Origin of the sequence: Shewanella sp. SM73 (genome assembly GCF_025653795.1) — a bacterium.
GTDB classification, from domain to species: Bacteria; Pseudomonadota; Gammaproteobacteria; order Enterobacterales; family Shewanellaceae; genus Shewanella; species Shewanella oncorhynchi.
In genome coordinates this window covers 214,847-238,292 of the sequence record NZ_JAKKRY010000006.1, presented here as the reverse complement: position 1 = coordinate 238,292, position 23,446 = coordinate 214,847, and the positions used below count along the sequence as shown (strand labels likewise).

The window sequence follows — 23,446 nt, the reverse complement described above, 5'->3', positions numbered from 1 at the left end:
TATTCTCCTTAAAAAATGATCGTAATAGGTCATTTTGTATATCTATTAAGCAAACTGTCAGGTTTTTACTGTTACCTTACGCCCCCGATGTATTGGCTAATCCCATTGCTACCGTTTTACCTCAGTTAAAAGAGATACCATGTTTATAAAGTTTAAGCTTCCCGTTGCTATGCTCGCACTCATTGCTTTGTCTGTTTTATGCTCTTCGGTGTATGTGCAAGAAACGCGAGTGACTAAGCTGATTTCGAATAGGCTGCCAGTTGATGCTCTTGGTTTTCAGTCACAGACGGCTTCCAATCCTTTAGTTGCCAGTCAGAGTGCTCAGCATCATATGCAGAGTTTGCCAAAACTGATGACGACTTCCCTGGTGCAAGCGAATCAAGGTGCTGTTGCAAATTCAACGGTTGCTGAACATTTCTCATCCCCAAAAAGGCTTGAGCAGCCATCGTTAGACAATCCAGAGACTAAACAACTGAGTCTGAATATCAGTTCTCTCGATGAACTCATGGGCTTGTTTGACTCGCTTGACTACACGCCAGAAAGCTTTCGTGATGGTAATAAATCGGTCCCTAGATTGACCTTTGATGCCGTGGGAGAGGGCTGGAGTTCAGTGTCAAGCCAACTCCCTGTGAAGCAAAAGAAAATGGTGTTTCTTAGAATGATTGCCCCTTTAGTCTTATTGGCGAATGAGAAAATTTTACAAGAAAGACAGGTCATTATGTCTGCCCCCCTCGATGATATTGCGTTATTAGCCTTAGGGGTAAAGTACAAAGTAATAAGCACTGAAGATAAACCGCTGTTAGAAGCCCAAAGACAAATGCTACTTGAAAGGGTGGATATCCTGCCGCCATCGTTAGTGTTAGCTCAAGCGGCAAAAGAAAGCGGTTGGGGCACATCGCGATTTGCCCGTGAAGGTAATGCATTATTTGGGCAGTGGGATTTCAAGGGTAATGGTATGGAACCTAGGCAGAAGCGCCAAGGTTTAGGCAATTATGGTTTAGCACGATTCGATACACCATTTGCTTCGGTGGAAGGGTATTTGTTGAATTTGAATACCCATAATGCTTATCAGAAGATGCGAGATTTTCGTGCCCAATCAAGACAAGCTAATCAAGCTGTGACAGGCTCTGCACTCGCAGGGACGTTAGACCGATATTCGGAGCGTGGGCACGCCTATGTTGAGGCGATTCGTCAGATGATCCGTACCAATAAGCTATATCTGGTGGATGATATTTATTTAAGTGATGAGGCACCATTACATCTATTAACAAGAACAAACTAAGTGATTGGTAAAATAACCATTTTCACTTAACCTGAATAAAGCGCACTTTAATTAGGCTTATATAGGTCAATTTAATCAAGGGTATCCGCATTACCCTATATCCCAATTTTAAACTTTGCCTTTTTGCTGGTCATTGTCTTCAAGGTCTTGAGTTAACCATTAGGATAAAAGGATAAGCAGTGCCTGATGTTCGATATTAATGTTTACCTTTCTGTAATCGCATAACTGCCATCTGTGTTATAGCGGATGATAAACCCCTTTTTCTCACCATCGTGGTAATACTTCAGGGACAGTAATCGATCCTTGTTATCGATTTCATATGTCCAGCCACGTTGCTCATTGTCGCTGTAATTGGACAGTGAATAACCGCCATCCTTCTTGTAGCGGATGTTGATTTGACTGTCTTGCCCCTGTTCATTATTTTGCAGCTTTTGGACATGTCCCTCTTCATCGAATTCATATTCTTTGATGAGGTTGCCATGATGGTAGTCAGAAAATTTGTATAATTTTCCTTTACTATCATAATAATATTGTTCCCCATGCTTAATCGATGGCGTATTTCTAAAGGGGGATTCAGTATGTCCTTACAGTCATTGCTATAGGGATTTTCTCGCATTATGCACTCGTCCTGAGAGGGCTTGACGGGCAAGGTTTCGTCATATTCATAATGACTTAACTCCATAAGCCTATGATTGTGGTTAGGATCAAAAATCGCCTGCATGCCATGGTACTCACCTTTGCGATAGTGCCTAATGCCACTGGCAACATCCTGTGCTGAGTACCAAATACTCTGACCATCGAGCAGGCCCTGCTTATAATGCTTATTGGCAAAGAGCACATTTTCATCGCTGATTAGTTTTTCTTCACCTTCGCGTAATCCATTGAGATAAGTCACTTCGATCCGTGATTTCTTGTCAGTTTTAAATACCCAAGGGCCAGTGCGCTTGCCATCAAGGTAAGCCCCGTTACCCACATAGTTGCGGTATTCGCCAAGCGAGACTTTATCTACCCAAGGGCCTTGTTTAATGCCGTTTTGATAGTGACCTTTATTGCCACTGCTCTCAAGCCATTCACCGTCTTTGACGCCGTTGCGATAAATGCCTTTTTCAGACAATCGCTTATCACCTGTGTCTCCGCCATATTCGGGCTCATAGATTTCACAGGGGCCATCGAGCACTCCTTGATTATAATGGGCAAAACCGTAGTTATCTGCCTCATCGAACATGGACTGTGCAATCCATTTACCTTGCTTTTTACCGTCAAGATATTCACCTTCCCAATAGCTTGCTTGGCCGTCAGCCTCAATCCATTTACCGACTTTTTTGCCTTGTTTGTACTGACCATTCAACATGATATTGGCATTACGGTTATCGTAGGCGATATAGGGGCCATCGAGCAGACCTTGGGCATAATGACTTTCAAGCGCAAGTCCAGCCCAAGATCCACCGAGATTCATGTAATCATAAGCTGGGCCCGTTTTTGGGATCTCACCCTCACCGCTGTTTAGCCAGTCCACATCATCGGCTTCAAAGACAACGCTCACCAACACAAAACTGCCCTGTTGTTCGCGATAATCATTGCGATAAAAGTGGGTCACTAAACTGTATTGATGCTCGCGGCCTTGGGCATCTTTATCTTTGCGGGTGAGGGGGTAACGTAATTTATATTCATCCGCGGTTTTCACATCGGCGGGTAAACCTTTAGCATTGCGATAGCCGATTAAGGTTGGTTTGAGCCTGGTTGAACCATCGATAATTGCTTTAATGGCGGGATCTTCTATCGCCTCAACATCATAGGTCATGCGATATTGCTGCGGCGGAATTTGGTTTAACACTTTGCGGGTGTCGCTGACGGTAAATGACGATAACGTCGGGGCGACTTCATCCAGCACAACTTGAAGGCGTGGTAGCTTAGTGAGCTTTGAATCCTCAAAACCATAACCCCGTAAATGCTGACCATCAGCATCTTTAAGCATGACCACGACTTCTTTGTCGCCACCCTTATCAAAGTCATAGTAAAAAACGGCCACAATTTCAGCCGCACCATAATCATCAAGATGTACGCCGGGCGCATCGCCGTCGGACATTTCGCTCCACACTTGATTGTCTTTTTGGTGAAAATTAAGCCATTGGCCATTCGGTAAATCGACAGTGGGATGGACGGCTTTGCTCGCAGCGCTTGCCGCAGGAATAACCGTTAAAGAGGATAACAACATCATGCCCGCTGCAGTGAATAAACTGCGAATCGAAAGTTCCATTTAACTACACCTTTTACACCGATAACTTGCGCCTCATGCGCACCAGTAAACGGGCCGAATTTTATGCGAAGACAAGCACTTCAGGTAGTAGCTGATACAAAAAAGGCCGCAATAGCGGCCTGTTAAGATCCAACATTTAACAATCAGCGATGGTATATAGCATTTTTTTCGCGGGTGTCTTTTAGGGTAATCATTTAGATTTCTTTGAAAACGGGTTTTAAAAGAAAAGGAGCTAAAAATATTACAATAACAGCTGCTTAAATTTAATGGAGCACTGAAGCAGTGCTTCAATTTTGCTTTGTTTCGCTTGTTCTGAATCTACATTCCCAGTGGTGTAAAACGTTATTTCTGGATCGAGTATCGGGCTACACGTTTGGTGTTCGATTTTCAACAATGAGTGCGTTCGATTAGCAATGGCTAATCCAGAATCAATGACGGTAACGTGGTGGGGAAGGGCATTTTTGATTTCTGCATTGATAAGTGGAAAGTGAGTACAAGCCAGCACTAATACATCGGTATTAAACGCATCGGGTTTGTGAAAAATACGCTGAATTTCCTGGGTTACAATGTCGGGGTCAAACCCATTGCCGAGAAGTTTTTGCTCTGAGGCGAGAACAAGCGCTTCAGAGTCTTCTACTAACACCTTACATTCTGTGGCGAAATTCGTGATCAGCATCTTCACATAAGCTGAGTTCACCGTGGTGTGAGTGCCAAGTACCATCACTACCTTTGATTTTGATAACGAAGCGGCAGGTTTTATCGCAGGGACAACGCCGACAATAGGGATATTGAGTTCAGTACGAAGTAAGTCTAGCGCAATGGTACTCGCTGTATTGCAGGCGATAACGATGATATCGGGTTGAGTCAGTGAGCTTGCTTTGGATATAACGTCTAAAATTCGCTTTTTTAGTATATCGTGCGGCTTTTTTCCGTACGGGAAAAAGCCAGCGTCAGAGACGTAACTCAGCCGTATGTTGGGGATTCTCTTTTTTATTTCGGCCGCGACGGTAAGTCCACCTGAACCTGAATCAAAAACTAATATTGAGCTATCCATTGCACCTACCTTCACATAATCAACACATTTAATTTTGCCATAGACACAGGAGCGTTAGTCGAATTGGCATACGGCTTCAAGAGGCGCATTTTGCTCTTTCAGCTTATTTTGATCAATGAGGATATGTTTGGTTAAGACTTTTTCGTAAACAAAAAATCTTTTGGTGAGTTAATGCTATCTACCGCTGGGTGAGATCATGAATACTCAGTTTTGTCCGCAGTTTAGTTTGGATGCCAACTTAATCCTTCGTGCGTTTGTAAATATTGGTGGAGCTTTAATTCCCATAACCATTAAGCACTATCATTCTAGTGACACGCCGACTTTGGTTTTAAAATAGTCGTCCATGTATGCTCGAGAATGGAATCTGCTGTATAGGACATAATAATGTCGCGATCACATGGATGTGAATAAGCGACCATGCCACGGATGGTCACTTCCATGGTAGTGCTTAATCTGGTTAATCCCTGAGTATACCTGTAGCTAAATTTAGCAATGGGTATCTAGGTAAAGCTCCTTGGTAAAGTTTTCTCAAAGCAAAAGAGTTATGTGTGCCCTGACTTTTGCAAGACCGCGAACCATTAACGACCGATCCCCGTTGTGAAAGGTGATTTATCGATTAACGTAAATGTAGTTTGAATTAAAGTAGGACATTGCCATTGCTAAACTCGAGGTGATCATATGTGCCCGATATTTTATAGAAAATCTGTCAGTAAGAAGTAAAAAACAACAATTTTAGACCCCTATAATAAAAAATCAATCCTTACGGTATATTCTAATTAATAAATAAAAATGAAGATAAATAAATTTATATGACAGTAATTGACTCTTGATAAAATGTATTTTTTTATATTAAAAATAGTATAAATAATTTTTAAGGAATTTAATGTGCGTTTAGCGATTTATTTACTTACACTAGTATCCACATCCGTTGTATCTGGTGAGCAATATATATCATGGGCAACTAATACGTCAGCACATACTTGTTATACTGCATCGAATGTGTCACCGCATCACAATTTAAATGTATCAATAAATCTATATGATATCAATGGGCTAATATTCTCAGGTGTAAATCCTAAACATACAATAAACAATGCTACACTAGGCTCAACGTTTATAATTGAACCATTAAAGTCAGCAAGAGTATGTACATCTAATGGTTCTTTTAACAAAGGATTTGGAATAGTAAAGTCATGGCTTAATTCGGATGATGCGATTAATCAAATGCCTTTACTCACTCTCAATGGTCATTATTATGATTGGTCAACAAGTTCTTTTAGCCTCATACCTGTAAATAATTCACAACCTTTCTAAGTTTTAAAATTCATTTGCGTCAGTGGTATTATTTACGTCAAGAACACTGCTATACAATATGATTACTGGCTAAGACTAAGGGCTTTAATCGGGTGAGTGCTGCGTAGCAGCGTTTCGAACGAGAGCTAGGGATAGCGAACTGGCAGTTGGACGTTGTTCGGCAAGGGAGCATCCAAGGAGGATAGGACGAGCAGTCCTCCTTGGTCGACTCTTGATTAAAAAATCAGGGTGAAGCCCCACGACGTTGACTTTTATTTTAAAGACAATGATAAAAAAACCAATCAGTTGGTTGCAAAACTCCATATGGCTTGAATCAACTCATCATTAATCTCAAACACCATCACTTCAAAGAGATAATCTTTAATCTCACTAATGCGTTTGCCCAACAACGATGGCTCAGCACATCGTTGTCAGACATCTACTGAATGTTACTTCGCAGTAATTGAGCCTTGAGTTCCAGCATCAGTATCAATCCACGAGCTGTCTTTATTCATGCTTGCATCAGGATAAATGGTGAACTCCACCATGCCTTGTTTGAATTTGATTGCGCCATCACTATGGCTCGATTTTACGTGTTTACCATTAACCCAAACCTGATTTTTATCATCGATTTGAATGTTGGCAACCGTCGCGCCTGAGCTGGCGGTTGCAAGCCATTGTCGGGCATTGGGAATGATTACCTTAGCGTCATCTGCGGTTTGGGACATGGCGCTTGCCTTAGCATTTTCCTCTTTGGTTTTGTGGATATCGCAGCCTTGGGCTTCTGACATTTGGGTGCAGCCAGAGCGCTCGAGTAACTTGCGATATTCGTCGTTAATGGCGTAGCTATTTGCCGATATTAATAGTGCAATGCTTGCTGTGATGATGATTTTAGTGTTCATGAGTTCCCTCGTTAGTATCAAGTTGTTAATCGCTCATTGCTAGTTTGCAGTGTGAGCTGATGGTTAATTGTAGAGGGTGCTTAGCAATTTTCTATTGGGCAAAAGTACATTTAATTCTATGCCGGGTTTAGCCGTAATGACCTTACCGCTATTGCTGTTTACATTGCGGGGCATAAGCCATGCGCTGTTTACACGCAATCCTTGCGAGGTGATGCGTTAAAATACAGTTGATCACATCGATAAAATACTTTGCGTCTATTGGTTGATGCAGTTGCCCCCGTTTGCTCCATGTTTAGCGATTAATGCTCCAGCTGCTTTTCAAATTGTTCGAACAGAAAATCTAAGAATAATCGCAGTCGTTTGGGCTGATATTGGCGGCTGATGTATACCACGTTGAGGTCGGCACTTGAGACTGTGGTCGAGCTATTAAAGTTTTTCATGTAGCCATTTAAAACTGTCACTAAGCGTTGCTGATTAATGTCATTTTGCACATCGAGCAGTGATTTTAACGCGATCCCCGCGCCTTCTAATGCCCAGCAACGGATCACTTCGCCATCATCAGAAAACCGTTTTGGGGTGACAGTGACTGAGTTGCGGCCTTCTTGGTCTTGAAAGTGCCAAGTTTTGAGCTCTTCATTACTGCGCAGCATAGCGAGGCAATCATGATGGCTGAGGTCTTGCGGTTTAACGGGAGTGCCTTTACGCGCAAGGTATTCCGGGGATGCGCACAGCACCCGTCGACTTGGTGCGAGCCGCCTTAAAATCAGATTGCTGTCAGTTAAATCACCGTAGCGAATAACGACATCTATGCCCGATTCGGCAATATTAGACAAATTATCATTGAGATACAGATAGGGAACGATATCGGGGTAGCGGTCGGTGAAGGCGGACAAAATCGGCAGTATATATTGTTTGCCTATATCTTTTGGCGCAGCAATTTTTAAGGTGCCTTTGACCTCTTTTACCCCATTCTGCAGCAAATTTTCGGTTTCTTTTACATTTTCGATAATCCCCAAGCATGCTTGGTGATACAGGGCCCCAGAGTCTGTGAGTGACAGATGTCGAGTACTTCGATTGAGCAGCTTAACCCCGTAGCGTTCTTCAAGTGCTTGTAAGCGCGCCGTGACGGTTGCTGGAGAAAGTCCGAGCTCGCGACCCGCCGCTGCCAACCCTTGATGTTTCACTATGCTGATAAACAGCGCCATATCTGAAAATTTATCCATTTTCACTTCTATTGTTTGTCTGGGCTGAATAATGAATTCATATATTAATCAATTATCAAAATATGTCGAATGAATATACTGACTCTACTAACCAATCAGCAGTACAGAGAGTAGTCACATGAGCAGCCATATCAGTAATCAGATTAGCAATCAGAGCAATAGCGATAAAGCTGTGGTTGTCATCATCGGCGGAACATCAGGAATAGGGGCTGCGCTTGCTAGGCAGCTAACGGCAGACAACCAGATTGTCCATGTCGCCAGTCGTCAAACAGGCGTAGATGTGGCGGACGAACAATCGGTAAATCGATTTTTTGAATCCATTGGTGCGTTCGATCACTTAGTGATCACCGCGGGTTCTTCTGCGCCAGCTGGCAAGGTCGTTGATGTCGATATTCAACAAGCTAAAGCGGCTTTTGACACTAAGTTTTGGGGTTCAATCAATGCTACAAAACAGGCGGTTCGTTACATTAAACAAGGTGGTTCTATCACACTAACCACTGGGATGCTGTCACGAAAAGTGGTCGCTAATACCTATGTTAAAAGCACAATGAACGCCGCCTTAGAAGCCTTTACTAAGGTGCTCGCTAAAGAGCTTGCCCCCATTAGAGTCAACGCCGTTAGCCCTGGATTAACAAGAACCGGGTCAATGCCAGCGCAAACGGCGATGTACGAACAAGCCAAAACCACATTGCCTGTGGCAAAAGTGGGTGAGCCGAGTGATATCGCTATGGCCTATTACCTTGCCATTAACAACAGCTTTATGACTGGCGCCATTATCGATGTTGATGGTGGCGCGCTGATTAACTAATGCGCTGAATAAATAGTGCTTTTACCCATGATTGCACCGAGCTGATAACACATCGCCGGTATGTTCCCTACACAAAATTTAAAATAAGCGAGATTACAATGAACAAGGAAAAAATGCCGTTACAAGTGTGGATACTAACGCTAGCAGCGTTTGCAATTGGCACCGCAGAGTTTGTGATTGCTGGTATCCTGCCACAAATTGCCACGTCTTTGTCTATTAGTGAAGGTCAGGCAGGGTATTTGATCAGCGCCTATGCATTGGCAATTGTGTTTGGTGGTCCTATCCTCACGATTTACTTGGCGCGGTTCAATAAAAAAACCGTACTGACCAGCTTAATGGTGCTGTTTATCTTGGGTAATTTGCTGTCGGCATTTGCCCCCAATTACACCTTGCTGATGATTAGCCGAGTGATTACTGGCTTAGTTCAAGGCCCATTTTATGGCATAGGTGCCGTAGTGGCGACCAGTTTGGTATCTGAAAAAATGGCCGGACGTGCTGTGGGTCAGATGTTTGCGGGTTTAACCTTAGCTAACGTATTGGGTGTACCAGGTGGCACTTGGATTGGCTTGCAATTTGGTTGGCAAACCACCTTTATCACAGTCGCGATATTGGGCGTTATCTCAATCGCGTCTATCTTCAAGTTTATTAATGCGACCGGCCATGGTGAAGCTAAAAATGTTTCGGCTCAGCTGCGAGCGTTTAAAAACCCTATGTTGTTGATTAGTCTTGCTATCACAGTGTTTGCTTGGTCCGGTTTTATGACTGTTTACGGTTATATTGCGCCAATTGCGATGCACATTACGGGTTTTAGTGAACATGCAGTAACGTGGATTTTAGTTATCGTCGGCTTAGGTTTGATATTGGGTAACACTTTAGGTGGGCGTTCATCGGATAAAAACCTGCAGAAATCGTCGATGTTTTGGGCGATAGCCATGATAGTGTCGCTGCTACTGGTTGGTTTCGCGCTGGACAGCAAAGTGATGTTTGTGATTGCCGTTTTTGTCTTTGGTATCGCTTCGTTTGCTAATGTTCCTGCGATGCAGTTACGGGTAATGAATCACGGTGGTGAAGGCCAAGAGTTGGCAGCAACCGCTAATATTTCAGCCTTTAACCTAGCTAATGCGTTCGGTGGATTTTTAGGGGGGATGGTGCTGGATAGCCAGATGGGCGCAGGCATGATCCCTTATGCAGCAGTGATTGTCCCTGTGCTTGGCTTAGTGTTTATTTCGATGGTAAACAAACGTGAGACACGTGCCGCGAATGCTGTAGCTGTGCCTAGTATTTAAATGTGGTAGAAGGTCTGATTACTTCTGATATAGGCTGCCATTTATTTTAGCTAAAATGCTCAATGTAACTCATTGAGCATTTTGTATTTTAGGCTCAAATGTAGCTGACCTTTGTGATTCTGCAAGATTGATTCATCTATCGTCTATCTTGCTTAATTTATATTCGGACTAGACACACTTTTAAATTCCACTTAATAACTGGCCATGTTAAGCATCAGAAATATGCCAACTCCCGGCGAAGCTACTAATCAATACCTGTAACTTCGCTAGGGTGAGTGCTGTGTAGCAGTGTTACGAACGAGAGTCAGGGATGGCGAACTGGCAGTTAGGCATCATCGCCATGACTGCTTTCTTTCCCTCTAGTATTTTCTCAGTTAAGTACACTATTCCAATAGCTTAAGTTGTGTTTGTCCCCATTGGGTGGCATAGGGCATCGTTTCTTGCGGGCTGAGGACAAACTCATTTTCACAGCCATCGCCGCGGGGCGTTTCCCAGAATTTGATCCCCTTTGGCTCAAGGGTGAGCTGGTAATATCCTGAGCCGTCTGATGTGGGGCATTCTGCGTCCGGTGCTTTGCCAGCAAACAATTTGTCCCTTAATGCAGGGGGTAAAGGATGACTCATACCCTCGAGCATGCTTTGTGGTTGAGTATCGGCGAGAAACCATTGCCATGGGTGGAAAGGTTTGCCGTCGGTAAGGGAGAAACTCACAAATTCTTGGCTGATACCATTGGCGCCATAACCTGCCGCCCAGCGATATAGGCGCACACTGAGCCAATGCTGATTAATAAAAATCGGTTCGGCAAAGGTTTCGTCAGTCACAAAACTGCCCATTTGTGCCAGCATTCTGCGGCGAGTATCAAAGGTTTGTGCTAGTTGGGCTTCATCGGTGAGCTTATGTTCAAGCCATTGATTAATTGCCAAGATACCCGTTTGTGGGCCTTTAAATTCGATACCCACATCTGTGCCAAAAGTCAGCGGGCGATACTCAATATTTTCGTAGTTTTGCCATTTACCTCGGCTGAGTTTTGGCGTGGTTTCTAGCGGTAGATTGTAAGCATCGGCACCACAATCCTCGACCTTATCTGGGCTGATTTCTCGCTCAAGTTGCACTGGTAATGATTTACTCGCGGTATCTTTAAACCAATGGCCGCTCAGTTTTTGTGGCGTGACACTATCAAACTGCCAATTTCCGGTATTGCCTTCTTCTTTCCACAGTTCATCTTGCTGCTCGAGTCTTATCGGCGTTAAGTAGCGTTGATAGTAATAACTGCCTGTTCCATATTGATTAAAACAAATTCTGACTTTGCTTTTACCTAACTGTCCCTGCCAGATCCCTGTGAGTTCATTGGCCGCAAAGGTCGGCAAAGAGATCGCGGCGGTCAGCAATAGGCTTGAAGATAAAACGGAGAATAACATCCTTGTGGGCATACTGATTTTCTCTTAAAAGGTGATAAGTAAGGGCCGTATTCTAAGCGCAGGATACTGACCGATTGTGGATTAAAAATCAAAATCTGATAAAAAAGTCGCCCGTAGGCGACTTGATGTTAAAGACTTAAGGCTTACTCAACTTGCCAATCAATGGCTTCTCCAGCACGAATAGGCACGACGTTAGTATCGCCAAGCGGGTAAGTTGCAGGAACATCCCATGACTTTTTGACTAGCGTGATGGTATCGGTATTGCGTGGTAGATGGTAAAAGTCAGGGCCGTTAAAGCTTGCGAACGCTTCGAGTTTATCCAGCGCATTGACCGACTCAAATGCTTCGGCATACAGCTCAATGGCGGCATGAGCCGTGTAGGAACCCGCGCAGCCACAGGCCGCTTCTTTCTTATCCTTGGCGTGTGGCGCTGAATCTGTACCGAGGAAAAACTTTTTGCTGCCGCTTGCCGCTGCACCTAACAACGCCTGCTGGTGGGTGTTGCGTTTTAAAATCGGCAGGCAGTAAAAATGCGGACGAATACCGCCTGCCAGCATGTGGTTGCGGTTATACAGCAAATGGTGGGCTGTGATAGTCGCGGCCACATTGTCTGAGGCTTGAGTGACAAAATCGACCGCATCTTTGGTGGTGATATGCTCAAGCACGATTTTAAGCGCGGGGAAATCGGCGACAATTTTACTGAGGATATTTTCAATAAAGACACGCTCGCGGTCGAAAATATCAATGGCTGAATCTGTAACTTCACCGTGGACTAAAAACAGCATGCCGACTTCTTGCATGGTTTGGAGTACGGGATAGATGTTTTTAACATCGGTTACGCCGGAATCTGAGTTAGTCGTCGCGCCCGCTGGGTAGAGTTTAGCGGCGACAATTTTACCCGAAGCTTTAGCCTTGCGGATTTCATCTGGGCTGGTTTTGTCGGTTAAATACAACACCATCAAAGGTTCGAATTGTGAGCCCGCGGGCACCTGCGCTTTAATGCGATCGTAATAGGCCAGTGCGGTTTCGGTATCGATAGCGGGGGGCACTAAGTTTGGCATCACGATGGCGCGGCCCATATAGCGGCTGATATCGCGTACTGTATCTTTAAGCTGGGCGCCGTCTCTTAAGTGAATATGCCAGTCGTCTGGGCGAGTGATTGTTATTGTAGTCATAGGGTTTGGTCTTTTGATCGTTTTTGCTGCGAGGGTGGCGGGATCTTATGTGGCAAGGATTTTACTGTAAAGGGAAACTCGGCTGTTTTGGTTAATAAATCTAGATTCTAGACCCTAGAATCTTGGAACTGCTTTTTTTCAATCGGACACTTTTCATTTCACTGCTGCGGACACTTTTAAATAAAAGCGCCAGTGTCCGCGGACACTTTCATCTACAATTTTTTATTAACGTTATGAAAGTAAATAATTTTACTTGTTTGGCATAGACTTTGCTAACTCTAGGGTAGAGATTTCCAATAGTGTCCGTTGATGCGTTCCGGCACTGATGATTACAACAGGGAAGCGAGTAAAGCCATGATTAAAGATACTAGCGGCCAAGATACAGTACTTGTGCCATCGACCTCTAAACGTCTTAAGTTACCGCTGATCATTGGCGGTTGCGCCTTATTAGTCAGCGCCTTAGTGTGGGCAAGTTTAGGCTCTGATAGTGTTAGCAAATCCCTTAGCCGCAGCGACATCACTACCGCAAAACTCTTTGTTGGAACGTTAACCCGCGATGTGGCGACCACAGGTAAAATCGTGGCGGCCAATGCGCCTATTTTGTATAGCACAGAGGAAGGTACTGTGACTCTGCTCAGCAATCCTGGCGATACTGTTAATAAGGGCGATGTGGTCGCCAAACTCGATAGTCCAAGACTCACTAATCAGCTAGAGCAAGCCAAGTCCCTATTAGCGGGCATGGAGAGTGCATTAGAACGCGCTAAGTTGGATGCAAGACGCGATCAATTACAAGCTTATCAAACCTTAGATATCGCAACGGTCGATCTTGAAGCGGCGGATAGGGAAAGCCGACGCGGAGAGGAGCTGATTCAAAGTCAGCTTATTGGCCAGATTGATTATGAAAAGGGCAAAGATGATTTACACAAAGCCAAGCTGAAGTTTAAGCATGCAGAGCAAGAAGTTGCGTTAACGAAAGATACGTTAACCTTTGAAATTAAAAATAAAGCCCTAGAAGTTGAGCGTCAAACTCTCGCGGTGCGTGAATTAGAACGTCAAGTCGATGCCTTGAATATTGTTGCACCTGTTAACGGCATTATCGGTAACTGGATTACCGAGCAGAAAACCCGTCTTAGCGCTAACCAACCGATTTTAACCGTCGTGGATTTAAGCGCCTATGAGGCTGAGTTAGCCGTGCCTGAGTCCTATGCGGACGATCTGGGTTTAGGCATGGAAGTCGAGTTGAGTTTTGGCAGTATTAAGTTAATGGGCAAGTTATCGTCAATTTCCCCTGAAGTGCGTAACCGTGAAGTGACCGCTAGGGTGCAATTTGACCAAAGCGACAGCCTAACACTGCGCCAGAATCAACGCATCTCGGCCCGAGTGTTATTAGAGCACAGACCCAATGTTCTTATGGTAAAACGCGGCGCCTTTATGACCAGCGGTGGGGGTAATGTGGCTTATCAAATCGAGGGCGATTTAGCCAGTCGTCGTGAGGTTAAGCTCGGCAGTACTAGCCTGAGCCAAGTCGAAGTGCTTGATGGTGGCAAAGCCGGAGATGAGTGGGTTATTTCAAGTGTCGACCCCTTTAATCACGCCGAACAGGTCAGAATTCATTGATGACCGATATTCGTAAATTATTAAACAACCAATCTGATGAATTTAACAGCGCAGTGATCAGGGTGAATGACGAAACCTGCTGTGACATGGATAAGAATAGGAGCCGGATATGCGTGATAAACAATTTGATATCAGCGTGTTGATGTCATCCAAAATGTTTGGAGTACTAGCCTTATTATTACTGGTGGTTGCGGTGGAACTAAGTATCGGTGAGGCCAATAGCTGGTTTTTCCTCGGACTCAATTTGTTGGAATGGAGCAATCCTTTGGATGAGTTTCGCCAAGTGGGTGAGGTTTCAACCGAAACTGCCAACCTTATGTTGGGCGCTTTTATGTGGTTTTTAGAGTGTGTTGTTGAGCCATTCTTTGGCTGATTACGGTCGTACATGAGTCGATGCCTAAGGTGTAGACGCAGAGTCTAGGCGCAAAAATAGATTTGATTATTTAAAGGAAATTAACATGTTATCAATGAAGAATGTGAGCAAGGTTTTTAAAACGGATTTAGTAGAAACCCACGCCCTGCGCGATTTTAACCTCGAGGTGAACGAAGGCGAATTTGTCGCTGTCACAGGTCCTTCTGGCTCGGGTAAAACCACCTTTTTAAATATTGCAGGTTTACTCGAAGGTTTTACCCACGGTGACTATTTTCTCGATGGGATTAACGTGTCTAACTTGAGCGATAACAAGAGCGCCACTATCCGAAATGAGAAAATTGGCTTTATTTTCCAAGGTTTTAACTTAATTCCCGATCTTAACTTAGCTGAGAATATTGAAGTGCCGCTGCGCTATCGTGGTTTTAATGCCAAGGAGCGTCAACGTCGTGTACAAGAGGCATTAGAGCAAGTGGGCTTAGCTTCACGGCTCAAACATTTACCTACTCAGTTGTCGGGTGGACAACAACAAAGGGTGGCGATTGCTCGTGCTTTAGCGGGGGAGCCACGTTTCCTACTCGCCGACGAACCTACGGGAAACCTCGACAGCCTAATGGCACGTCAAGTGATGGAATTACTCGAAAATATCAATCAAGCGGGCACGACCATTATCATGGTGACGCACGATCCTGAACTCGCTCGCCGCGCCCAACGCAACATTCAAATTGTTGATGGTCAAGTGTGTGATTTTACTATGTATCATCAAGGTCATCGACATGTCAGTGACATCACTGCTGCGACTGATATCGACAAACTTGTCGCCAACGCCGACCGTTAAGGATATGCATTATGTTCTTTTATTATGTTGATTTAGCTTGGCGCAGCATTAAGAAAACCCCAGTGCTGTCGCTGTTGATGGTGTTGGCGATTTCGATTGGTATTGGTATCACGATTACTACGTTAAACGTGTACAAGATGATGTCATTTAATCCCGCGGGTGAACGCTCTGATGAGTTAAATGCGGTACAGCTTTGGAGCCAAGGCCCTGATTCTTGGGATGAGTTAAACTCGTTAGTGACTTACCAAGACGCGATGAATCTGCGCAACAATACCTTACCTAAACGCCAAGCTGCGATGTTTCGCACTGGGATGGCAGTGCAAACGGAGGATGCCAATTTTGCGCCTATTTTAGAAAGCATTCGGGTGACGGACAGTGACTTTTTTAAGCTGTTTGACGTGCCATTTTTGTACGGTAATGCGTGGGATAAATCCGTCGACACTGAACCTGCTTATCAAGTGGTGATTAACGATAAACTCAATCAAAAGTTGTTTGCGGGTCAAAACAGTGTTGGCAAAGTTATCTATCTTAATCGTAAACCTTATCAAGTGGTTGGGGTGATTGAAGCTTGGGATCCTAAGCCTAAATATTATGATCCCACTAACGGCGCCTTTAACGACACGGAACAAATTTTTGTGCCGTTTTCGCTGACGCCTATCGAAGAGTTTGATGTATGGGGTAACACGTCGGGTTGGAAGTTTGAGACGATGAATAGTTACAGCGATCGCCTTAACTCTGAAAAAGTGTGGCTGCTGTATTGGGTTGAGTTACCAAATAAAGACGCAGTAGCCAGTTACCGTTCTTGGCTCAGCAATTATGTGGCGGAGCAAAAAGCCCTAGGCCGTTTTACGGATAATAAATCTGCCGCTGACTCAGTCAAAGTATCCGATGTGGCAACTTGGCTTGAATACAATCATGTGGTGCCCGAAGACAATAAAATCTTGGTTGGCTTGAGTGCGCTGTTTTTAAGTGTTTGTTTAGTCAATATATTAGGTTTAATGCTGACAAAGTTCCTCAAGCGAGCCCCCGAGGTGGGAGTGCGCCGCGCAATCGGTGCTAGCCGTGGTCAAATCTTCGCTCAATATATGGTTGAAGTGGGCATGATTGGCTTATTCGGTGGTTTGCTGGGACTGGCTTGGGCCTACGCTTCGCTTTATGGGTTATCGGCTCAGTTTGAGGTCTCAAAGGGGTTAACCCATTTATCGGCGAGTATGTGGATTATCACACCAAGTATTGCGGTAGGCACAGCCTTGTTGGCTGGCTTGTATCCCGCATGGGTTGTGTGTCGCACTAAACCTAGCGTTTATCTTAAAAGCCAGTAAGGGACTCATTATGTTGCATATTAAACCTATTCTCAGCAGTTTATTGCGCAGTAAAAGCGGTCCAGTCTTACTGCTTATTCAGATTATCCTGTCTGTGGCGATTGTGGCGAATGCGAGCTTTATTATTCAAGAGCGTTTAGCCCTGATGCAGCGTGATTCGGGGATTAAAGAGTCAGAAGTCTTGACCTTTAGCTTGTTCAACTTCGATCCATTGATTGATAAAACCGCGCAAAACAAAATTGATCAGCAAATTTTGCGGGGGCTACCCAATGTGATTGATGCGACCTCAACCAATATGTTGCCGTTAAGCGGTGGCGGCTGGTCGAGCACGTTAAATCTGGGCCCCGACCCAGATAGCGCTAAATCGACACCGCAATTTGCCATGTATTTAGGGACAGATCACACCATTGAGACCTTAGGAATTAAGCTGATTGAGGGACGTAACTTTTACCCCCATGAACTTAAGGATAACCTCGATAGCCCTAGCCGATTAGCGATCATCTCCAGTGTGTTAGCCAAAGCCATTTGGCCTGATGAATCCGCACTTGGTAAAGTGTTGTATGAAGGTAAGGATGCACAGATCACTGTGATTGGCGTAGTCGAAAAACTACAAGGCGCGTGGATTGACAGTTCTAGCCTTGAAAATAGTGTGATTCAAAATGTGGATTATGGCAGCAGTTCTTACATGGTACGGGCCAAACCTGAGTTTCACGCCGAGCTTAAAGACGCGATAAAAAAAGCGCTGCTGGCCGAGAATCCAAACCGAGTGCTCGATGGATTTAAGTCAATCGAGGCCTTAAAAGATAGTTCATACCGAGATCATAAATTGATGATTACTGTGCTAACTATGATGGTGGTGTTGTTATTGCTTATCACCTCGCTTGGTTTAACGGGCATGGTGATGTTTAATATCCAGCGCCGCACTAAGCAGATAGGTACCCGCCGCGCATTGGGTGCTAAAAAGCGCGATATTATCAGTTACTTCCTCGTGGAGAACTATTTGATTTGCTTAGCGGGAGGCGTGCTTGGCGGCTTGTTAGCGATACAGTTAGGCCAACAGTTAATGAAAATCTATAGCTTGCCTATGTTGGACTTAAGCTACCCACTAATTACTGTGGCAGGTTTGTTTATTGTCACCACGTTAGCGGTTTACTTGCCGGCGCGTAAGGCGGCAAATATTTCGCCAGCAACCGCAACTCGCAGCGTATAGCGGAATATTTGATGTCACTCAAGGTGCGATAAAAGCTCGACAAAAGTGCGATAACAATAGGATGTTATTGCACTTTTTGTTACTTTACGGTTAACAGTTTTACTTAGGACAACACTCACACTTATGGATACTATCCTTATCGTCGATGACAATCATGCCATCTGCCAAGCCCTAGGTTTGATGCTAGAACTCAATGATTATCGGGTGCTGATTTGCCATAGCCCAGAGGACGCTCTTGGATTATTGACGACGCAAGATGTGGATTTAGTGATTCAAGATATGAACTTTACCCGAGATACCACCTCGGGTGAGGAAGGTCGGCAGCTGTTTTATGCCCTGCGCGAACGCCAAGGGGATTTGCCGATTATTTTGATGACGGCGTGGACGCAACTCGAAACGGCAGTTGAATTAGTCAAAGCGGGCGCTGCCGATTATATGGGCAAACCTTGGGATGACGCTAAGCTACTCAATAGCATCACTAATCTGATTGCGCTTTATAAACTCTCCCGTGCTAACCACCGCTTGGAGCGGGTGAATCATCAACGTCAAGTGGCGATCGCCGATGCGGATCTCTGCGGTATTGTCTTTGGTAGCGGTGCAATGCAGCGTTGTATTGATTTAGCCTTGCAACTGGCACGCTCAGATGTGTCGGTCTTGATCACTGGCCCCAATGGCGCGGGTAAAGACAAGCTTGCCGATATTCTCCACGCCAATTCACCCTTAAAAAACAAACCTTTCATCAAGGTTAATGTCGGTGCTTTGCCGATGGATTTATTAGAGGCCGAGCTGTTTGGTGCCGAGGCGGGCGCTTTTACGGGCGCGACTAAAGCACGTATTGGCCGTTTCGAAGCGGCAGACGGCGGCACGCTGTTTTTAGATGAAATTGGCAATTTACCTTTGTCTGGGCAAGTGAAATTATTGCGGGTGTTACAAACCGGCGAATTTGAACGCTTAGGAAGCCATAAAACCCAGAAAGTAAAAGTGCGGGTGATCAGTGCGACTAATGCGGATCTGGCCCAAGATATCGCTGAAGGGCGTTTTCGTGAAGATTTGTTTTACCGCTTAAACGTGATTGAACTGGCATTGCCACCGCTGAATCAACGCATCGATGATATTTTACCTTTAGTGCAGCATTTTATTGGCCGCGATTTTAGCTTGAGTAAACCTGCGTTGCAGGCGTTATTACAGCACCGCTGGCCGGGAAATGTGCGCGAGCTTGAAAACGCCTGTAAGCGAGCCGTATTGTTGGCGCAAAGCCATGTGTTGACGGAAGCTGACTTTGGTTTGGCGACTGTTGCGAGTGTTATAAAATCGGCTTCCAGTGTTTCAGCTGTATCTGAGTCGCGGCTATTTGGTTTGAGACACTCTGATCCTCTGCCTGTTTATTCGCCCGCTTCCATCCCCGTAAATACCGCATTTTATCATGAGTCTGTTCGTGCCCAAGTGTCAGATGCCAATGAGGCGATAGACGTGAGCCGAGAAGATATCGAAGCGGCGCTAAAACAGCATCATGGCGTAATTGCTCGGGTGGCAAAAGCGCTTGGACTCAGTCGCCAAGCGCTGTATCGGCGGATGGACAAGTTTGGTTTAGATAAGTCATAGGCTAAGTGCAGATGCTAGGGTAAAGGCTATCGATTAAGGAATCTGAGTGTTAATTCGAACTAAACTTATCATTTTTTCAATGGCTTGCTGCGCCTTTGGCGTCTTGCTGAGTTTTGCCTTGGTGAAGTATATCTCACCCTATGCTTCGTCTGTTGCCACGTCTAACACGATTGAAATCCCTGATGTTAATGTGCAACTCGATTTTGCGGAGCTGGAGAAAACGGTCGCCTCCATCGAACTCGCCCTTAACAATAGTGAGCAATTGCAGGAGGCTGCGGCGATGCAAGCACACCAGAGGGCCGAGCAGATTAAGGCCGAGCTGCAAAAGCTTGAACAACTTAAACAAGAGCAGTTACAAATAAAACTCTTCAAGTTAGAACAACTTAAAGAAGGGCTGTTTAATTCTATTCCTCATGTGGTTGAGCCTTTACGTGTAGAACCGCTATCCATTTTACCGCCAAAAGCACCTGCATCTCCTGCGGTATCCGCTGAGATAGCGAAGGGAGAGCGTGTATCGAGTTTGACCTTAGGTGAAGGTTTGTTCGTGTTGTTTCTCGCTTGTACTGTCTGTGGTTTAGGTATTGCTTGGTTGACTCGACATCTCGGCCGCAGTTTAGATTCCCTTGAAGTCGGCTTGCTAAATTTTAGTGATAATGACTTTAGTGTGAGTATTCCTGAACATGGCGAAGGTCAGCTCAAAACCTTAGCGCAGTTATTTAACCATAGCGCTGCTAAATTGCGCCAAGAAAGGCAGTACATTTACCAGCGGGAGTTATTACTGGATAAGGTGATTCAAAGTTCTCCCAATGTGATGTTGTTACTGGACGATCATCAGCGGCTCATTTACGCTAATGATGCGGCGCGTCACCTATTCCATAAAAAGGGCAGAATGGAAGGCTTGAGCTTAGATGAATTGCTGGTGGATTTGCCCGAAGTATTGGCCTTAGCGCTTAAACATGAAAAGAACGGACTCTTCGCCATGGGTGAAGATGATGTGGAAACTTGGTATTTAAGTCGCGGCCAATTTTTATTGAATAACCAACAGCATAACTTGATTTTGCTCAAGCAGATGACCCGCGAGCTCAATCGTCAAGAGGTGGCAGTATGGAAAAAAGTCATCCGCATTATTAGCCATGAACTCAATAACTCAGTGGCGCCCATCGCATCCATGGTGAACTCCGGCCGGCTGCTCACCAAAGATATCGATAATCCTAAGCTAACTTTGATTTTCGATACGATCGAGAATCGCACCAGTCATCTAAGCCAATTTATCTTCAACTATGCCCGTTTTGCTAAGTTGCCGCTCCCACAACGGCGTCAGGTGAATTGGACGCAATTTACTGCCCAGTTAACTCAGCATTATCCCTTTAAACTCATTCATGAGTTACCTGAGGTTGATGGTTTTTTCGATCAAGGACAGATGGAGCAAGTGCTCCTCAATTTACTTAAAAACGCCCATGAATCTGGCTCAAACCCCGAGGATGTCACTCTATCGATTCGGTATCAAACCTTAGTGGATGGTGGAGGTTTTAGTATTGTGATTGAGGATCGCGGCGCAGGTATGTCTGGTGAAGTATTAGAGCAGGCGCTACTGCCGTTTTACTCAACAAAACAATCGGGTACAGGCTTAGGTTTACCTTTGTGCCGTGAAATTATCGAAGCCCACGATGGCAGTATTAGCATGCATAATCGCAGTGACGGTGGCCTGTTGGTTCGACTATGGTTACCACAATAATGCTAGCGTTTTGAATTAACACCGTAATGCGACTCTTAAGTCGCATTTTTATTGCTTATCTTATCTGCTTGTTTAATGCATAACTCCTATCCTCAACAGCCTCTTGGCGTATTAGCCAAATGGGCTATTTTTGCATTTTTACCTTAGCTCTTCGGGCTAATTTGCCCCCTAGCGTAATGACGGGAGATCTTTAACCCTGTTAACCTGTTTTATCGAAAATTTGCGTTAAAACTCACCTTGTTCTAACAGAGGTTAGCGCGGTTTTTAAGGTTCGATTAAAAAGGTTAAGGAGGGATAAGTGAAACAGTTAAAACAGCGTCTGCTGATCTGCGTTTTATGTCCATTCCTGCTGCTGGCTTCCCCTATCACTATTGCCGATAACGACATTGAAATTAGTGGCTTAGTAATAGATAGAACCTTGACTCGGTTTGGTAAGGACTTTGGCTTTTACTACTCAAGCTATTGGCGCGAACTGCCCTTTACCCAAGGTTTTAACGTCACTCTATATGAGACAGTGTTTCCACAGGCTGGAACCGTTTTAACCTTAGAGGTAAACGGGACTCGGATTTACACCACCCATTTTGGTCGTCGTGCAAATCCGATTAAAGAGAGCGCAGAACAGGCGATTTTGCTTACGATTGATTATTTAGCGCAAGTCAGAGCCAATGCAATAACAGGTGATTTTTCAGGAACATCGGACGACTTTTAGGATAATAATAATGACATACAGGACGTTACTTGCTCTTGTCACGCTATGTGTGGCAAGCAGTGGCCAAGCCACTGAATTGATTTATACGCCAGTGAATCCCAGTTTTGGCGGCAATCCACAAAATGGGGCTTTCTTATTAAATAAAGCCCAAGCCCAGAATGACAATAAATCTACCTCTACCGAGAAGGACTTTGTCACCCGTTTTAAAGAATCCCTAGAGCGTAATATCATTAACTCAATCACCCGCGGTGTTGCTGATGGTGAAATTACCGATGGTGTTTACGATACAGGTGATTTTCGGATTGAAGTGGCTTCAACGGGAAATGGCGTGATGCTAACTATTACTAATACTGAAACCGGTGAAGTCACTGTGATTGAAATGCCGACATTCGGAGGAGTCAACTAATGGCCCGTCTAGTGTTAGTGAGTTTATTACTGCTAAGTGTGTCGGCCTGTAGCCTGATCTCCAAACCCGATTTAAATATCACGGCTGCCGAGGTTAACCCCTTGAGTGAGGTGATGCGTGGGCTGCAAACTCAACCAGGACCTAAGTTTCCTATCCCTGTGGCCGTGTATTCCTTTCGCGATCAAACTGGCCAATATAAGCCGCAGGCTAACGTGAGTTCGTTTTCGACCGCGGTGACTCAGGGCGCAACATCGATGTTGATGCAGACTTTGCTCGACTCTAAATGGTTTACACCCGTTGAGCGTGAAGGGCTACAAAATTTGCTTACCGAGCGTAAGATCAGCAACAAGCAGAGCGGTACTAAGGGCGATGAAGTGCCCGTATTATCCACCGCCAGATTGTTACTCGAAGGTGGGGTGATTAGTTATGAGACCAACACTAGCACTGGTGGTAGCGGGGTCGAATACTACGGCATTGGTGCCTCTGAAATGTACCGTGAAGATCTGGTGACCATTTATCTACGCGCCGTGGATGTACACACAGGTAAAGTCATGATGTCGGTCTCAACCAGCAAACGTGTTTTATCCCAAGAAATGCGTGCGGGTTTGTTCCGTTACACGAGTTTAAATCGATTAGCCGAGGCTGAAGTCGGTTTTACTACCAATGAGCCAGTGCAATTTTGCGTATTACAAGCCATTGAATTGGCGGTCGCTGAGCTGATTGATAAGGGTATCAAACAAGGTTACTGGAGCCCAACTCAAGTGGCGCAGCCAGCAGAAAAAGCCCAGGAGTTGAGTCAGGGCTAGGTGCCTGAAAGCCGGTATTAGATGCTAGAGCAAAGCAGACTTCTGCTTTAGCACTTAGTCGCGATAGCGAAAAAGAAAACCGAGCCAGTTAAGCTGACTCGGTTTTTTATTGCGGTTATTACAGCAGTCAGTT

Annotated in this window: 19 protein-coding genes and 1 pseudogene; 14 read left to right on the top strand and 6 right to left on the bottom strand. The window is 44.9% G+C overall.

The genetic code is table 11. The features are described 5' to 3' along the window. Positions 1-139 precede the first annotated feature (139 nt). Positions 140-1,282 carry a glucosaminidase domain-containing protein gene (locus L5M51_RS11385; protein ID WP_263172762.1) on the top strand — a complete coding sequence of 381 codons (1,143 nt, stop codon included), beginning with the start codon at positions 140-142 and terminating at the stop codon, positions 1,280-1,282. A 203-nt stretch (positions 1,283-1,485) separates the two neighbouring features. On the opposite strand, the pseudogene L5M51_RS11380 reads toward L5M51_RS11385, so the two are convergent. Continuing rightward, positions 1,486-3,539: pseudogene (locus L5M51_RS11380) on the bottom strand (hypothetical protein). Positions 3,540-3,780: 241 nt separating this feature from the next. After that, on the bottom strand, positions 3,781-4,593 hold the full coding sequence (gene murI / locus L5M51_RS11375) for a glutamate racemase (RefSeq protein ID WP_263172758.1): 813 nt from the start codon (positions 4,591-4,593) through the stop codon (positions 3,781-3,783). 885 nt (positions 4,594-5,478) lie between these two features. On the opposite strand from murI, the gene L5M51_RS11370 reads away from it, so the two are divergent. Beyond that, positions 5,479-5,907: a hypothetical protein gene (locus tag L5M51_RS11370; RefSeq protein WP_263172755.1), complete on the top strand. Its 429-nt coding sequence runs from the start codon at positions 5,479-5,481 to the stop codon at positions 5,905-5,907. 428 nt (positions 5,908-6,335) lie between these two features. Here the strand turns inward: L5M51_RS11370 and L5M51_RS11365 are convergent, their stop codons facing one another. Together L5M51_RS11365 and L5M51_RS11360 are read right to left on the bottom strand one after the other, a co-directional pair. Then, a complete protein-coding gene (locus L5M51_RS11365; protein WP_028761683.1) occupies positions 6,336-6,788 on the bottom strand; it encodes a hypothetical protein in 453 nt (150 codons plus the stop codon). Between the two features lie 299 nt (positions 6,789-7,087). Next, entirely contained in the window at positions 7,088-8,011 is a 924-nt protein-coding gene (locus L5M51_RS11360) for a LysR family transcriptional regulator (protein WP_168822696.1), read from the bottom strand. Between the two features lie 118 nt (positions 8,012-8,129). Here L5M51_RS11360 and L5M51_RS11355 point away from each other — a divergent pair, with 118 nt between their 5' ends. Both L5M51_RS11355 and L5M51_RS11350 read left to right on the top strand, forming a co-directional pair. Next, complete coding sequence (locus L5M51_RS11355) at positions 8,130-8,819, top strand: SDR family oxidoreductase (RefSeq protein ID WP_168822697.1); 690 nt, start codon at positions 8,130-8,132, stop codon at positions 8,817-8,819. Between the two features lie 98 nt (positions 8,820-8,917). Beyond that, positions 8,918-10,105 carry an MFS transporter gene (locus L5M51_RS11350; RefSeq protein ID WP_168822698.1) on the top strand — a complete coding sequence of 396 codons (1,188 nt, stop codon included), beginning with the start codon at positions 8,918-8,920 and terminating at the stop codon, positions 10,103-10,105. A gap of 383 nt (positions 10,106-10,488) precedes the next feature. Here the strand turns inward: L5M51_RS11350 and L5M51_RS11345 are convergent, their stop codons facing one another. Then, positions 10,489-11,535 carry a hypothetical protein gene (locus L5M51_RS11345; protein ID WP_263172751.1) on the bottom strand — a complete coding sequence of 349 codons (1,047 nt, stop codon included), beginning with the start codon at positions 11,533-11,535 and terminating at the stop codon, positions 10,489-10,491. A 131-nt stretch (positions 11,536-11,666) separates the two neighbouring features. After that, positions 11,667-12,698, bottom strand: a complete 1,032-nt coding sequence (gene pyrC, locus L5M51_RS11340) for a dihydroorotase (RefSeq protein WP_263172748.1) — start codon at positions 12,696-12,698, stop codon at positions 11,667-11,669. A 354-nt stretch (positions 12,699-13,052) separates the two neighbouring features. Here pyrC and L5M51_RS11335 point away from each other — a divergent pair, with 354 nt between their 5' ends. The 10 genes from L5M51_RS11335 (at position 13,053) to L5M51_RS11290 (ending at position 23,313) form a co-directional block, all read left to right on the top strand. Beyond that, the gene (locus tag L5M51_RS11335) at positions 13,053-14,315 is read left to right on the top strand and encodes an efflux RND transporter periplasmic adaptor subunit (protein ID WP_131523180.1); all 1,263 of its coding nucleotides are present in this window, start codon (positions 13,053-13,055) and stop codon (positions 14,313-14,315) included. Positions 14,316-14,424: 109 nt separating this feature from the next. Next, positions 14,425-14,688: a hypothetical protein gene (locus L5M51_RS11330; protein WP_028761690.1), complete on the top strand. Its 264-nt coding sequence runs from the start codon at positions 14,425-14,427 to the stop codon at positions 14,686-14,688. Positions 14,689-14,773: 85 nt separating this feature from the next. Next, positions 14,774-15,523: an ABC transporter ATP-binding protein gene (locus L5M51_RS11325; protein WP_028761691.1), complete on the top strand. Its 750-nt coding sequence runs from the start codon at positions 14,774-14,776 to the stop codon at positions 15,521-15,523. Positions 15,524-15,534: 11 nt separating this feature from the next. Next, positions 15,535-16,845: an ABC transporter permease gene (locus L5M51_RS11320; protein ID WP_263172745.1), complete on the top strand. Its 1,311-nt coding sequence runs from the start codon at positions 15,535-15,537 to the stop codon at positions 16,843-16,845. A gap of 10 nt (positions 16,846-16,855) precedes the next feature. Next, a complete protein-coding gene (locus L5M51_RS11315; protein WP_028761693.1) occupies positions 16,856-18,055 on the top strand; it encodes an FtsX-like permease family protein in 1,200 nt (399 codons plus the stop codon). Positions 18,056-18,178: 123 nt separating this feature from the next. Continuing rightward, on the top strand, positions 18,179-19,657 hold the full coding sequence (locus L5M51_RS11310; RefSeq protein ID WP_263172742.1) for a sigma-54-dependent transcriptional regulator: 1,479 nt from the start codon (positions 18,179-18,181) through the stop codon (positions 19,655-19,657). A 46-nt stretch (positions 19,658-19,703) separates the two neighbouring features. Further along, positions 19,704-21,392, top strand: coding sequence for a sensor histidine kinase (locus L5M51_RS11305; RefSeq protein WP_263172741.1), 1,689 nt, complete (start codon positions 19,704-19,706; stop codon positions 21,390-21,392). Positions 21,393-21,690: 298 nt separating this feature from the next. Next, positions 21,691-22,101, top strand: coding sequence for a curli production assembly/transport protein CsgE (locus L5M51_RS11300; RefSeq protein WP_263172739.1), 411 nt, complete (start codon positions 21,691-21,693; stop codon positions 22,099-22,101). 10 nt (positions 22,102-22,111) lie between these two features. Beyond that, entirely contained in the window at positions 22,112-22,507 is a 396-nt protein-coding gene (locus tag L5M51_RS11295; RefSeq protein WP_106649655.1) for a curli assembly protein CsgF, read from the top strand. After that, a complete protein-coding gene (locus tag L5M51_RS11290) occupies positions 22,507-23,313 on the top strand; it encodes a CsgG/HfaB family protein (RefSeq protein WP_105251644.1) in 807 nt (268 codons plus the stop codon). Before L5M51_RS11295 ends, L5M51_RS11290 begins: the two co-directional genes overlap by 1 nt. Positions 23,314-23,446: the final 133 nt, after the last annotated feature.